General features: G+C 65.7%; 13 protein-coding genes. 9 read left to right on the top strand and 4 right to left on the bottom strand.

From position 1 onward, the window contains the following. Nucleotides 1–54 precede the first annotated feature (54 nt). The 3 genes from QYS36_RS11945 (at nt 55) to QYS36_RS11935 (ending at nt 2,131) form a co-directional block, all read left to right on the top strand. Nucleotides 55–1,179, top strand: a complete 1,125-nt coding sequence (locus tag QYS36_RS11945) for an RnfABCDGE type electron transport complex subunit B (RefSeq protein WP_308839682.1) — start codon at nt 55–57, stop codon at nt 1,177–1,179. Nucleotides 1,180–1,208: 29 nt separating this feature from the next. Then, nucleotides 1,209–1,847: an endonuclease III gene (gene nth / locus QYS36_RS11940; protein ID WP_308839681.1), complete on the top strand. Its 639-nt coding sequence runs from the start codon at nt 1,209–1,211 to the stop codon at nt 1,845–1,847. Between the two features lie 107 nt (nt 1,848–1,954). Then, nucleotides 1,955–2,131 carry a PA3496 family putative envelope integrity protein gene (locus QYS36_RS11935; RefSeq protein WP_308839680.1) on the top strand — a complete coding sequence of 59 codons (177 nt, stop codon included), beginning with the start codon at nt 1,955–1,957 and terminating at the stop codon, nt 2,129–2,131. Nucleotides 2,132–2,282: 151 nt separating this feature from the next. On the opposite strand, the gene trxB is transcribed toward QYS36_RS11935, so the two are convergent. Continuing rightward, the gene (gene trxB, locus QYS36_RS11930) at nt 2,283–3,230 is read right to left on the bottom strand and encodes a thioredoxin-disulfide reductase (RefSeq protein ID WP_374990447.1); all 948 of its coding nucleotides are present in this window, start codon (nt 3,228–3,230) and stop codon (nt 2,283–2,285) included. Nucleotides 3,231–3,457: 227 nt separating this feature from the next. Between trxB and cysZ the strand changes: the two genes are divergently transcribed. Next, a complete protein-coding gene (gene cysZ / locus QYS36_RS11925; protein WP_308839679.1) occupies nt 3,458–4,225 on the top strand; it encodes a sulfate transporter CysZ in 768 nt (255 codons plus the stop codon). Nucleotides 4,226–4,264: 39 nt separating this feature from the next. Further along, nucleotides 4,265–5,470: a glycosyltransferase family 1 protein gene (locus QYS36_RS11920; RefSeq protein WP_308839678.1), complete on the top strand. Its 1,206-nt coding sequence runs from the start codon at nt 4,265–4,267 to the stop codon at nt 5,468–5,470. A 34-nt stretch (nt 5,471–5,504) separates the two neighbouring features. Here QYS36_RS11920 and QYS36_RS11915 read toward each other — a convergent pair whose 3' ends face one another. Further along, nucleotides 5,505–5,987 carry a glutathione peroxidase gene (locus tag QYS36_RS11915; protein ID WP_308839677.1) on the bottom strand — a complete coding sequence of 161 codons (483 nt, stop codon included), beginning with the start codon at nt 5,985–5,987 and terminating at the stop codon, nt 5,505–5,507. A gap of 172 nt (nt 5,988–6,159) precedes the next feature. Further along, on the bottom strand, nt 6,160–6,645 hold the full coding sequence (locus tag QYS36_RS11910; RefSeq protein WP_308839676.1) for a peptidylprolyl isomerase: 486 nt from the start codon (nt 6,643–6,645) through the stop codon (nt 6,160–6,162). Here QYS36_RS11910 and QYS36_RS11905 point away from each other — a divergent pair. The 4 genes from QYS36_RS11905 to QYS36_RS11890 all read left to right on the top strand — a co-directional run bounded on the left by QYS36_RS11905 (nt 6,538) and on the right by QYS36_RS11890 (nt 11,284). Then, nucleotides 6,538–6,957, top strand: coding sequence for a DUF3565 domain-containing protein (locus tag QYS36_RS11905; protein ID WP_308839675.1), 420 nt, complete (start codon nt 6,538–6,540; stop codon nt 6,955–6,957). The two genes, QYS36_RS11910 and QYS36_RS11905, sit on opposite strands and share 108 nt — an antisense overlap. Next, nucleotides 6,958–8,142: an acetate kinase gene (locus tag QYS36_RS11900; protein WP_308839674.1), complete on the top strand. Its 1,185-nt coding sequence runs from the start codon at nt 6,958–6,960 to the stop codon at nt 8,140–8,142. 13 nt (nt 8,143–8,155) lie between these two features. Further along, entirely contained in the window at nt 8,156–10,249 is a 2,094-nt protein-coding gene (gene pta, locus QYS36_RS11895) for a phosphate acetyltransferase (RefSeq protein WP_308839673.1), read from the top strand. Nucleotides 10,250–10,384: 135 nt separating this feature from the next. Beyond that, nucleotides 10,385–11,284, top strand: coding sequence for an acyltransferase (locus QYS36_RS11890; RefSeq protein ID WP_308839672.1), 900 nt, complete (start codon nt 10,385–10,387; stop codon nt 11,282–11,284). 43 nt (nt 11,285–11,327) lie between these two features. Here the strand turns inward: QYS36_RS11890 and QYS36_RS11885 are convergent, their stop codons facing one another. Continuing rightward, entirely contained in the window at nt 11,328–12,638 is a 1,311-nt protein-coding gene (locus tag QYS36_RS11885; RefSeq protein WP_308839671.1) for a diguanylate cyclase domain-containing protein, read from the bottom strand. Nucleotides 12,639–12,703 lie beyond the last annotated feature (65 nt).

Raw genomic sequence — 12,703 nt, 5'->3', positions numbered from 1 at the left:
CACCTGCCCGCACCACCATGGCTCGCTGCCGTGGCGGCGTGCCGCGGTGCGCCCATGAGCACTGCGCAGCGTATCGCCGCCATCGACGCCCTGCTGCCGCAGACGCAATGTGGCAAGTGCGGCCATCCGGGCTGCCTGCCCTACGCCGAGGGCATTGCCGCGGGCGAGGCGATCAACAAGTGTCCGCCCGGCGGCACGGCGACCGTCCATGCCCTGGCTGACCTGTTGCAGGTACCGGAGCTGCCCCTGGCACTGCCGGCAACCCCGCCGCAGGTGGCGGTGATCCGCGAAGCCGAGTGCATCGGCTGCACCAAGTGCATCCAGGCCTGCCCGGTGGACGCCATCGTCGGTGCGGCCAAGCTGATGCACACGGTGATCAACGATGAATGCACGGGCTGCGAGTTGTGCATTGCCCCTTGCCCGGTGGACTGCATCGACCTGATCGCCCTGGCGCCGGCCGAGGCCGAGGCGCAACGCGCGCGCGCCGACCAGTTCCGCACTCGCCACCAGAATCGCCTGGCCCGCCTGGCGCGCAACGATGCCCGTCGCCGCGCGGCCCGCCCGTTACGTCCTGCGCCTGTAGAGGCGCCTGCTGTCGCGCCCCAGCAGACCCCCGGTGCGTCCTCGCTGAAACAGGCGAAGATCGATGCTGCCATGAGTCGGGCCCAGTTGCAGAAGGCCCTGAAGGCCTTTGGTGATACGCCGGATGACGGCCAGCGCCAGCAACTGGCGGCCCTGCAACAGGCCGCCGAGCAGGATCAACGGCGCCTCGCTGAGCTGCAGGCAACACCCGCACAAGCAGCCCCAAGCCCGGGCGAGCAGGCACTCAAGCAGGCCAAGCTCGACCTGGCCAGCCATCGCATGGCCCTCAAGGCCGCCGAGCGCCGCGGCCTCGACGAACAGGCCCTGGCCCCGCTGCGCGGCGCCTATGCCGCCGCCCAGCAGGCCCTGCACCTGGCCGAGGAGCACAGCGGCAAGCCGCCGCCCACCCGCGTGCTGGTCGACAAGGCCGGGCTCAGCGTGCAGCTGCGCCAGTTGAAGACCGATCTGGCCTACGCCCGCGCCGAACTCAGCAAGTTACAGCGCAGCGAACCCGCTGACGCCGCCAAGATACGCGATGCCCAAGAACGCCTTGCCGCGGCCGAACGCCGCTTGCAGGCGCAGACCAGCGCCAGCTAGCGCGCACTGACGAGCCCTGATGCCCGACCATGAACGCCGCCAAACGCCTTGAAATCTTCCGCCGTCTGCACGAAGACAACCCCGAGCCCAAGACCGAACTGGCCTACAGCACGCCGTTCGAACTGCTGATCGCGGTGATTCTCTCCGCCCAGGCCACCGACGTCGGCGTCAACAAGGCCACCGCCAGGCTCTACCCGGTGGCCAATACGCCGGAGGCGATCCTCGCCCTGGGCGTCGATGGCCTGAGCGAGTACATCAAGACCATCGGCCTGTACAACAGCAAGGCCAGGAACGTCATCGAGACCTGCCGGATTCTCGTCGAGCAGCACGGCAGCCAGGTGCCGGAAACCCGCGAGGCATTGGAGGCGTTGCCAGGCGTAGGCCGCAAGACCGCCAACGTGGTGCTCAACACCGCCTTTCGTCAGTTGGCCATGGCGGTGGATACGCACATCTTCCGGGTCAGCAACCGCACCGGCATCGCCCCTGGCAAGAACGTGGTGGAGGTCGAGAAGAAGCTGCTCAAGTTCGTGCCCAAGGACTTTCTGCTGGACGCCCACCATTGGCTGATCCTGCACGGGCGCTACGTGTGCCAGGCGCGCAAGCCGCGCTGCGGCAGTTGCCGGATCGAAGACCTGTGCGAATACAAGGCGAAGACCTCCGACGATTGAGGCTTCATACAGTTCTTGTATGGGCTGATTGAAAAAATCTTTTTTACTCGCTTCACGTTTGCCCTTATAAGGTCGGCAAATGGCCCCTGTAGCCGGGAGTGAAGCGCATGAGCGGCAAAGAAGACCTGGAACTGGACGACGACTTCGTCAGCGAGGAAGCAGACAACAGCGAAGCCCCCGTGGAAGTGGCGAAAACCAATCTCACCAAGCGACGCATCATCGACAATTTTCTCGAAGAGCGGCGCCTGCACAAGCAGTTGGCCGAGTACGATTTCGATCTGTAAGCCGCCAGCCTGATGCAATGAAAAATGCCCGTGTCGATGGACACGGGCATTTTTTGTGGCCCACCGTCCCTGGCGGCCACCCTGCGGGCCGTCGCAAGCGACGTCAAGAACTTCTCCCGGAAGTTTTTTTGTTTCTGGCGCAGCGGACCGATCAGAGCCCGTCCAGGTAGCGCTCCACATCCAGCGCGGCCATGCAGCCCGCACCGGCCGAGGTGATGGCCTGGCGATAAACGCTGTCGGCCACGTCGCCGGCGGCGAACACGCCCGCGTGGCTGGTCGCCGTGGCATTGCCGTCACGCCCGCCGCTGACCAGCAGGTAACCGTCCCTGAGCGCCAGCTGGCCCTCGAACAGCGCCGTATTGGGGGTATGCCCGATGGCCACGAACAGGCCATCCACCGATAGGTCGCGGGTCGCCCCGTCCGCTCTGCGGATACGCACCCCGGTAACACCCGAGGCATCACCGAGCACTTCATCCACCTCGGCATTCAGGGCCAGCACGATGCGCCCTTCGGCCACCCGCGCCTGCAGCTTGTTCTGCAGGATCTTCTCGGCGCGAAAGGCGCCGCGGCGGTGAATCAGCGTGACCCGGCTGGCGATGTTGGCCAGGTACAGCGCCTCCTCCACCGCCGTATTGCCACCGCCGACCACTGCCACTTCACGGTTGCGATAGAAGAAGCCGTCGCAGGTGGCGCATGCCGACACGCCCTTGCCCATGAACGCTTGCTCGCTCGGCAGCCCCAGATAACGGGCGCTGGCACCGGTAGCGATGATCAGCGCATCGCAGGTATAGGAAACGCTGTCGCCCACCAGGGTGAACGGCCGCGCGGCGAGATCCACGGCCTGGATATGATCGAAGACGATCTCGGTCTCGAAGCGCTCGGCATGGGCCTGCATGCGCAGCATCAGCTCCGGGCCGGTCAGGCCATGGGCATCGCCGGGCCAGTTGTCCACCTCGGTGGTGGTGGTCAGCTGCCCGCCGGCCTGCAAGCCGGTGATCAGCAGCGGCTTGAGATTGGCGCGCGCCGCGTAGACCGCCGCGCTGTAGCCCGCCGGGCCGGAACCGAGAATGATCACGCGGGCGTGCCGGGTACTCGACATCAGGAACTCCTTACAGCGCAATGCTGCAAAAAAGGCCGCCACCGACCAGAGCGGTCGGACTTCGGCGGCTGCAAAGGGACGCGGGCAGACTAGCTGCCGCGGCCGGCCGCAGGGAAATGCGCTTTGCCAATCCCGCGGATAGCCGCGCGCTATCGCCCTGCCGCGCTTTCACCGGGGCGGCAAAATGGGTAAGGTCGCGCCACGTTCATTTGTTGGAGACAACCTCGATGCGCGCTCCTGTGCTGTCCGGCCCGCAATACCTCGGCGAAGGCCTGAAGCTGGTGATGAGCCCCGGCCTGCGGCTGTTCGTGCTGCTGCCGCTGGCGATCAACCTGATCCTGTTCAGCCTGATGATCGGCTTCGCCGTGCAGCAGTTCAGCGGCTGGGTGGACACCTTCATGCCGTCGCTGCCAGGCTGGCTGAGCTTTCTGCAATACATTCTCTGGCCGCTGTTCGTGGTGCTGGTGGTGTTGATGGTGTTCTTCACCTTCACCATGCTGGCCAATATCGTCGCCGCGCCATTCAACGGCTTTCTCGCCGAGAAGGTCGAGGTGGTGGTGCGTGGCCAGGACAACTTCCCGCCCTTCAGCTGGGCCGAGCTGATCGCCATGGTGCCGCGCACCCTGGGCCGCGAAGGGCGCAAGCTGGCGTATTTTCTGCCGCGTGCCCTGGGCCTGCTGATCCTCTCGTTCATTCCGGTGGTCAACCTGGTGGCGGCGCCGCTGTGGCTGCTGTTCGGGGTGTGGATGATGGCCATCCAGTACATCGACTACCCCGCCGACAACAACAAGGTCAGCTGGCAGGACATGCTCGCCTGGCTGCGCGAGAAGCGCTGGCAGTCCCTGGGCTTTGGCGGCATCACCTACGCCGCGCTGCTGGTGCCCTTCGTGAACATCGTGATGATGCCCGCCGCGGTAGCCGGCGCCACCCTCTTCTGGGTGCGTGAAGGCGGCGTGAGCGCGGGCACCGGCGCTGTCACGCAAACGCCACACTGATGTCACAAACGCTACATGACGGCAGCCCAGACTGCTGTCATGAGCACTCCCACGCTATTCATCGCCCTGGTCAGCGAGACCTACAGCCCGGAAATCAACGGTGTGGCCAATACCCTTGGTCATCTGGTCAGCGGGCTGCGCGCCCGCGGCCATCGCCTGCAGCTGGTCCGCCCCCGGCAGCACCACGACGCCCCGGCCGCCAATGACGACGACCTGCTGCTGACCCGCGGCTGGCCACTGCCCGGCTACCGCGGCCTGCAGTGGGGCCAGTCGGCACGTCACAAACTGCTGCGCCTGTGGCGGCGCCAGCGCCCGGATGTGCTGTACATCGCCACCGAAGGCCCGCTCGGGTTATCCGCCCTGCGGGCAGCAAGGCGCCTGCGGATTCCGGTGATCAGCGGCTTTCACACCAACTTCCAGCAGTACACCGGGCATTACGGCATCACCCTGCTGACCCGCCTGCTGACCAACTACCTGCGCTGGTTCCACAACGCTTCACGCATGACCCTGGTACCCAGCCTCAGCCAGCGCTGCGAGCTGCAGCGCCGTGGTTTCGAGCGCCTGGAACTGCTCGCCCGCGGGGTCGATGCCGGGCTGTTCAATCCGGCCCGGCGTAGCGACGAACTGCGCCGCAGCTGGGGCCTGGCCGAACAGGACATCGCCGTGCTGCACGTCGGCAGGCTGGCCGCCGAGAAGAACCTGGACCTGCTGGTCAGCACCTTCCAGGCGCTGCAGCAGCAAGCTGGAGGGCTGCACCTGAGGCTGGTGGTGGTCGGCGACGGCCCGTTGCGCGAGCGCCTGCAGGCGCAGCTGCCGGATGCGCTGTTCTGTGGCATCCAGCGTGGCGAGACGCTGGCGCAGCATTACGCCAGCGGCGATATCTTCCTGTTTCCGAGCCTCTCGGAGACCTTCGGCAACGTGCTGCTCGAGGCCATGGCTTCGGGGCTCGGCGTGGTCGCCTTCGACCAGGCCGCCGCCGCCCAGCATGTCGAAGACGGCCACAACGGCATGCTGGCCAGCGCCGATGACCAGCGCACCTTCATCGAGGCTGCCGGTTGGCTGATGGAGAACAGCGAGAACCTGCGCAGGGTTCGCCTCAATGCCCGGCAGCATGCGGCCAGGCAAAGCTGGTCGAGCATCGTCGAGCAGTTCGAACAGCACCTGTACGCCGCGCTACAGAGCAGCGCCGTGCCCGGCAACGGGCGCAATCCGCCATTGGCGATCGAAAGCAAACGCGCCCACTGAAACACCAGCAAAGATGAAGGGCCGCACTTAGGGCTCAGGCCAGGGCCTTCTCGATGGCCTGGATCAAGGCGGGATCGTCCGGCGCGGTGCGCGGCGAGAAACGTGCGAGCACACGGCCATCCTGGCCAACCAGGAATTTCTCGAAGTTCCAGGTAATGTCCCCCGGGAATTCGGCGCCCTCACCGGCCAGCAGACGATACAGCGGATGGCGACCGCTGCCGTTGACCTCGAGTTTGCTGCTCAGCGGAAAGGTCACGCCGTAGTTCAGGCTGCAGAACTGGGCGATCGCCGCCTCGTCATCCGGCTCCTGCCCGGCGAACTGGTTGCAGGGCACGCCGAGCACGCTGAAGCCCTGCTCGGCGTACCTCTGCTGCAGGCATTCCAGACCCGCGTATTGCGGCGTGAGCCCGCATTTTGACGCGACATTGACCACCAGCACCACCTTGCCCTTGAGCGGGGCCAACGGCAACTCCTGGCCGTCCAGTGCGTGCAGTGTCAGGTGGTGAAAGGCGCTCATGATCGGTGCTCCGGGTAACGCGAAAAGGCATGAATAAGGGTCGTCTGCGACGGTTTGCCACGGTTGGCAAGGCGCAAAAAAGGCGCCGGAAAAGGCGCCTTTTCGTGACTGCAGCTTAGCAGCCGTTCATGACCATCTGCCAGCAGCGACCGTTGCGCTGCCGACATACGGATCAGTGCTGGTGACCACCTTCGCCATGGATGTGACCATGGGCGACTTCTTCGGCGCTGGCGTCACGCACGTTGACCACCTTGACCGCGAAGTTCAGGCGCTGGCCGGCCAGCGGGTGGTTGCCGTCGACGATCACGTCGTCGCCTTCCAGTTCGCGGATGGTGACGATCTGCATGCCGCCGTCCGGGCCGGAAGCGTGGAACTGCATGCCGACTTCCAGCTCGTCGACGCCTTCGAACATCGAGCGGTTGAGGGTAGCAACCAGCTCGGCGCTGTATTCGCCGTAGGCTTCTTCCGGCTCGACGGAAACCTTGACTTCGTCACCGGCCTGCTTGCCGACCAGGGCCTTCTCGAGGCCGACGATGATGTTGCCGGCACCGTGCAGGTAAACCAGCGGCGCGCCGCCAGCGGAACTATCGATCACCTCGCCGGCATCGTTGGTCAGGGTATAGTCGATGGAAACGGCCTTGTTGGCGGCGATCTGCATGGGGCGAACCTTTTGCTCGAGGAAAATGAACGTGTGAGTTTAACCAACGACGGCAGTGAAAGCGACCCAAGCCCAGACGGGCGGGCCGTGTCCACGACGACCCTGGTCGGTTTTGAGCAAGATCATGACGGCTACTGGGTCGCTGTCTTATCTTGTGGCCATACTCAACACCTGCGCCATCAGCCGCCCTGGCAAAATCGCGCCTGGGTGCTCGACGCTGCGCAGCGGCACGCGCGTATCGGCACCCCCTTCACCTGTGGCTGGTGTGTCGCCACACTGGCTCCAACGCCTTCCGATGCTAAGGACTCTTGAATGCCCGCACGCAATATTCTGGTGATCAACTGCGGTAGTTCCTCCATCAAGTTCGCCCTGGTCGACCCCGACCAGCAGGCGTTCGCCATCAGCGGCCTGGCGGAGCGCCTGGGCAGCGTCGACGCGGCGCTGCACTGGCAGCGAGAGGGCGTCAAACACACCCAGGCCATCCCCGGGGACGATCACCGCGCGGCACTCGCCAACCTGCTGCAGCGGGTGCAGGAGGCTGCCGGCGGCCAGTTGCACGGCATCGGCCATCGCATCGTGCACGGCGGTGAACACTTCACCAGCGCCCAACGGCTGGATCCCAACGTGATTGCCGCGATTCGCGCCGTTGCGCCCCTGGCGCCGCTGCACAACCCGGCCGGCCTGCTGGGCATCGAGGCGGCCCTGGCGTTGTACCCCGAGTTGCCCCAGGTGGCGGTGTTCGATACGGCCTTCCACCAGACGCTGCCGGAACACGCCTTCCGCTACGCGCTGCCGGAGCAGCTGTACCGTGACCATGGCGTGCGCCGCTACGGTTTCCACGGCACCAGCCACCGTTTCGTCAGCGCCCGCGCGGCGGAGCTCAGCGGGCTGCCGACGGATGACAGCGCCTGGCTGGTCGCGCACCTGGGCAATGGTTGCTCGACCTGCGCCGTGGTCAATGGCCAGAGCCGCGATACCAGCATGGGCCTGACGCCCCTCGAGGGCCTGGTGATGGGCACCCGCAGCGGTGACGTCGACCCCAACCTGCACAGCCACCTGTCACGCACCCTGGGCTGGAGCCTGGAGCAGATCGACCGCATGCTCAACCATGACAGCGGCCTGCTGGGCCTGTCCGGCCTGTCCAACGACATGCGCAGCCTCGAGCAGGCCCGCGAAGAGGGCCACGCCGGCGCGACCCTGGCCATCGAGGTGTTCTGCTACCGCCTGGCCAAATCCCTGGCGGCCATGAGCTGCGCCCTGCCGCGCCTGGACGGGCTGATCTTCACCGGCGGCATCGGCGAGAACTCACCGTTGATCCGCAGCAAGACGGTGGCTCACCTGGGCCTGCTCGGCCTCAAGCTCGACGAAGCGGCCAACGCGCGCTGCCTGCGTGGCGTCAGCGGACCGATCAACGCGCAAGACCATACCCGGGTGCTGGTGGTGCCCACCAACGAAGAACGGCAGATCGCCCTCGACACCCTGGCGCTGCTCGACTGATACGGAGAACCCCATGCACACCTTTTTCATCTCGCCGACCGGCTTTGGTGTCGGTCTCACCTCCATCAGCCTGGGCCTGGTCGGTGCGCTGGAGCGCGCCGGTCTCAAGGTCGGCTTCTTCAAGCCCATCGCCCAGCCGCACCAGGGCGATGCCGGCCCCGAGCGCTCCAGCGAACTGGTGGCGCGCACCCACGGCCTGCATTCGCCCAAACCGCTGGCCCTTGCCCATGTCGAGCGGCGTCTCGGTGACGGTGACCTGGACGAGCTACTCGAGGAAATCATCAGCCTCTACCAGGAGGCCGCCAAGGATAAGGACGTGGTGATCGTCGAAGGCATGGTGCCAACGCGCCAGGCCAGCTACGCCGCGCGGGTCAACTTCCACCTGGCCAAGAGCCTGGATGCCGACGTGATCCTGGTCTCGGCGCCGGAGCAGGAAAGCCTCAGCGAGCTGTGTGATCGCGTGGAAATCCAGGCCCAGCAGTTCGGCGGCCCAAAGGATCCCAAGGTGCTCGGGGTGATCCTCAACAAGATCCGCAGCGACGATGGCCTGGACGCCTTCACCGCGCGCCTGCGCGAACAATCTTCGCTGCTGCGCCACCCGGAATTCCGCCTGCTCGGCTGCATCCCCTGGCTCGACGAACTCAACGCGCCGCGTACCCGCGACATCGCCGAGTTGCTCGGCGCGCGCATTCTCAATGCCGGCGACTACGAACAGCGGCGCATGCTCAAGATCGTGCTCTGCGCCCGCGCCGTGGCCAACACCGTGCAATTGCTCAAGCCCGGCACCCTGGTGGTCACCCCGGGGGATCGCGACGACATCATCCTCGCTGCCAGCCTGGCGGCCATGAACGGCATGCCGCTGGCAGGCCTGCTGCTGTGCAGCGATTTCGCCCCCGATCCGCGGATCATGGAACTGTGCCGTGGCGCCCTGCAGAGCGGCCTGCCGGTGATGACGGTGAGTACCGGCTCCTACGACACGGCCACCAACCTGAACCGCCTGAACAAGGAAATCCCGGTCGACGACAAGGAGCGCGCCGAGAAGGTCGCCGACTTCGTCGCCAGCCACATCGACCACGACTGGCTGGCCGCCCGTTGCGGCAGCCCGCGCGAGCTGCGCCTGTCGCCGCCGGCGTTCCGTTACCAGCTGGTGCAGCAGGCCAAGGCCGCCAACAAGCGCATCGTCCTGCCTGAGGGCGCCGAGCCGCGCACCGTACAGGCCGCCGCCATCTGCCAGGCCCGCGGCATCGCCCGCTGCGTGCTGCTGGCCAAGCCCGAGGAGGTGCACAGCGTGGCGCAGGCCCAGGGCATCGAGCTGCCGCCAGGGCTGGAGATCCTCGACCCGGACCTGATCCGCGAGCGTTACGTCGAGCCGATGGTCGAGCTGCGCAAGGGCAAGGGTCTCAACGCCCCGATGGCCAGCGCCCAGCTCGAAGACACCGTGGTGCTGGGCACCATGATGCTGGCGCTGGACGAAGTCGACGGCCTGGTATCCGGCGCCGTGCACACCACCGCCAACACCATCCGCCCGGCGTTGCAGCTGATCAAGACCGCGCCCGGTTACAACCTGGTGTCGTCGGTGTTCTTCATGCTGCTGCCGGACCAGGTGCTGGTGTATGGCGACTGCGCGGTGAACCCGGACCCCAACGCCGAGCAACTGGCGGAAATCGCCCTGCAGAGCGCCAGCTCCGCCCAGGCCTTCGGCATTCCGCCGCGGGTCGCCATGCTCAGCTATTCCACCGGTGATTCCGGCAGCGGCGAAGAAGTGGAAAAGGTCCGCGAGGCCACGCGCCTGGCACGCCTGGCCAACCCGGAGCTGCTGGTCGACGGCCCGCTGCAGTACGACGCCGCGGCCATCGAAAGTGTTGGCCGGCAAAAGGCCCCCAACAGCCCGGTGGCCGGTCGCGCCACGGTATTCATCTTCCCGGATCTGAACACGGGCAACACCACCTACAAGGCGGTGCAGCGCAGCGCCGACTGCATCAGCGTCGGCCCGATGCTGCAGGGCCTGCGCAAGCCGGTGAACGACCTGTCGCGCGGGGCACTGGTCGACGATATCGTCTTCACCATCGCCCTGACCGCCATCCAGGCCGCCAACATGCGCCAGTGAAAAGGGCCGATCCGCACGCGGGTGACACAACCCGCATTCGGATCGACTTGCAGTTCGGTCACCAATCGTTAACCTGTGCGCCAATTGCTGCCAGCGCTATCGCAGGCAGCCAACCTGCCTGAGGTTCGCACGTTCATGCTGCACTTTTTGCCTGCCCCGGTGCTCGGCCTTCTGGGTAGCGTCTCGTTGGCGCTCAACACCCTGGTCTGGTGCGTGCCGTTATTCACCATCACGCTGCTGCGCATCCTGCTGCCACTGCCGGTTGTGCAGCGTGCCAGCGATCACCTGATGACCTTCATTCAGGAAGGCTGGATCAGCTGCAATAAAGCCTGGATGCAGGTGCTGGGTAAAACCCGCTGGCACCTCGAGGGTGAGCAGAATTTCGACTACGGGCACTCCTACCTGATAACCAGCAACCACCAGAGCTGGGTGGATATTCTGGTGCTGCAGTACCTGCTCAACCGACGCGTCAGGCCGCTGAAGTTTTTCCTCAAGCAGGAACTGATCTGGGTGCCGGTAATCGGCCTGTGCTGGTGGGCGCTGGGCTTTCCCTTCATGAAGCGCTACTCGAAGGAATACCTGGCCAGGCACCCGGAGAAGAAAGGCAAGGATCTGCAGACCACCCGCCGCACCTGTGCCAAGTTTCGCCACAACCCGGTGGGCATCTTCAATTTCGTCGAGGGCACCCGCTTCACCCCGGCCAAGCACCAGGAACAGCAATCGCCCTACCGCTACCTGCTCAAGCCAAAGGCGGGCGGCCTGGCCTTCGTGCTCGATGCCATGGGCGAGCAGTTGCACGGCATGATCAACGTCACCCTGCACTACCCGCAGGGCAGCCCCGGCTTCTGGACCCTGCTCAGCGGTCAGCTGGACGAGGTGGTGGTGGTGGTCGAGCAGCTAGCGATCCCGGATCGCTTCATCGGCCGCGCCTACGATCAGGACGAAGCCTACCGCAAGGATTTCCAGCAGTGGATCAACGCGCTGTGGGAAACCAAGGATGGCTTGCTCGAGCGCCTGCACCAGCAACACCCTTAGGGTCCGTTGTCGTTTCACCCACGGCCGAGCCGCGGCCCTGGGCTCAACTCGCCGCCTGGTAGAAGCGGTACTGCCGGCGGCCACCGCGCTTGGCCTCGTACATCGCCGTGTCGGCCGCCCGCAGCAGGCCTTCGACCGTGCTGCCATCGGTGGGTAAGCAGGCGATACCAATGCTGACGCCCAATCCCGACAGGTCGCCCTCCTCGGCCTGGCCGGATATCTGCTGAACCAGTTTCTGTGCCACCGAGGCCGCCTCGGCCGGGCTACCCAGGCTGTCGAGAATCACCGTGAATTCATCGCCGCCGATCCGCGCCAGGCGATCATAGGGGCGCAGACACCCCTTGAGCTGACTGCTGACCTGGCGCAGCACCTGATCACCGCGCTCGTGGCCCAGGGTGTCGTTGATGCGCTTGAAGCCATCCAGATCCAGGTACAGCAAGGCGGCCTGCTGGCCGGTGCGCTGATGACGGGAGATCGAGGCCTGCAGCTCCTGCAGAAAGCCACGGCGGTTGAGCAAGCCGGTCAACGCATCGGTGATCGCCAGTGACTCGAGCTGCTGGTGCAGGTCGCGCACCAGCGACATGTCCAGCGCCAGTAGAACCATACCGTGCTCGTCATCCGGCAGCGGCGAACAGGAAAGCGCCACCGGCACGGGGCGACCATCCCGGGTGCGCAGGTTGGCGTCATGCAGGCGCAGGTGCTCGCGACGTTGCCAGTGCTGGTAGAAGCTCGACGCCTGCCAGGGCTGTGCCGCGCCAACATCGACCCACTCCAGCAGCGCGCTGCCGGTCAGCTCACCGGCCTGGCAACCGAGCATGCGGGTGATCGCCGGGTTGGCGAAACGGATGTTGCCGTCATCGCCGACCACCAGAATGCCTTCGGCGGTGTTGTCGAGGATCGAGGCGTTGAAGGCGCGCTCGCGCTCCAGTTGCCGGGTGGCACGCAACAGGTCACGACGATGGCGCTCGTGTTCGAGCAGCGCGCGCACCTTGTGCAGCAGCATCGCCGGCTGCACCGGCTTGGCAATGAAATCCATCGCGCCGGCGCCATAACCCTGGCCAAGAACCTCGTCTGTCTGCGCCAATCCGGAGATGAAGATGATCGGCGTCAGCCGCGTATGCGCTTCAGCGCGCATGCGCCGCGCCACCTCGAAGCCGTCCATGCGCGGCATTTGCACGTCGAGCAACACCAGGGCCACCTGGGCCTGGGCCAGGTACTCGAGCGCCTTGGCACCCGAGTCGACGCAGTGCACAGGCTGCTCGATGGCCTCGAGCAGCTCCTGCATGTCGTCCAGATTGTCCTGTCGATCATCGACGACGAGTATTTCCAGCGGCTCATCCCGATCCGGTACCACGCTTACCTCCCTGCCCGCATCGACCCTTGATCATCACAGTCTAGCCATCGCCCGCCGGGCAGCCA

This window comes from Pseudomonas sp. G34 (genome assembly GCF_031119625.1).
GTDB lineage: Bacteria > Pseudomonadota > Gammaproteobacteria > Pseudomonadales > Pseudomonadaceae > Aquipseudomonas.
Note: the sequence above shows the minus strand (reverse complement) of the source record. Positions and strands in the feature narration are given on the sequence as shown.

Excerpts from the sequence above, each read along its gene's own strand:
- QYS36_RS11910 (WP_308839676.1), bottom strand. The coding sequence starts at position 6,645 with ATGCAGATCGCCGCCAACAAGGCCGTTTCCATCGACTATACCCTGACC.
- QYS36_RS11935 (WP_308839680.1), top strand. The coding sequence starts at position 1,955 with ATGAGCGGCAAAGAAGACCTGGAACTGGACGACGACTTCGTCAGCGAG.
- QYS36_RS11915 (WP_308839677.1), bottom strand. The coding sequence starts at position 5,987 with ATGAGCGCCTTTCACCACCTGACACTGCACGCACTGGACGGCCAGGAG.
- trxB (WP_374990447.1), bottom strand. The coding sequence starts at position 3,230 with ATGTCGAGTACCCGGCACGCCCGCGTGATCATTCTCGGTTCCGGCCCG.
- nth (WP_308839681.1), top strand. The coding sequence starts at position 1,209 with ATGAACGCCGCCAAACGCCTTGAAATCTTCCGCCGTCTGCACGAAGAC.
- pta (WP_308839673.1), top strand. The coding sequence starts at position 8,156 with ATGCACACCTTTTTCATCTCGCCGACCGGCTTTGGTGTCGGTCTCACC.
- QYS36_RS11920 (WP_308839678.1), top strand. The coding sequence starts at position 4,265 with ATGAGCACTCCCACGCTATTCATCGCCCTGGTCAGCGAGACCTACAGC.
- QYS36_RS11890 (WP_308839672.1), top strand. The coding sequence starts at position 10,385 with ATGCTGCACTTTTTGCCTGCCCCGGTGCTCGGCCTTCTGGGTAGCGTC.
- QYS36_RS11900 (WP_308839674.1), top strand. The coding sequence starts at position 6,958 with ATGCCCGCACGCAATATTCTGGTGATCAACTGCGGTAGTTCCTCCATC.
- cysZ (WP_308839679.1), top strand. The coding sequence starts at position 3,458 with ATGCGCGCTCCTGTGCTGTCCGGCCCGCAATACCTCGGCGAAGGCCTG.
- QYS36_RS11945 (WP_308839682.1), top strand. The coding sequence starts at position 55 with ATGAGCACTGCGCAGCGTATCGCCGCCATCGACGCCCTGCTGCCGCAG.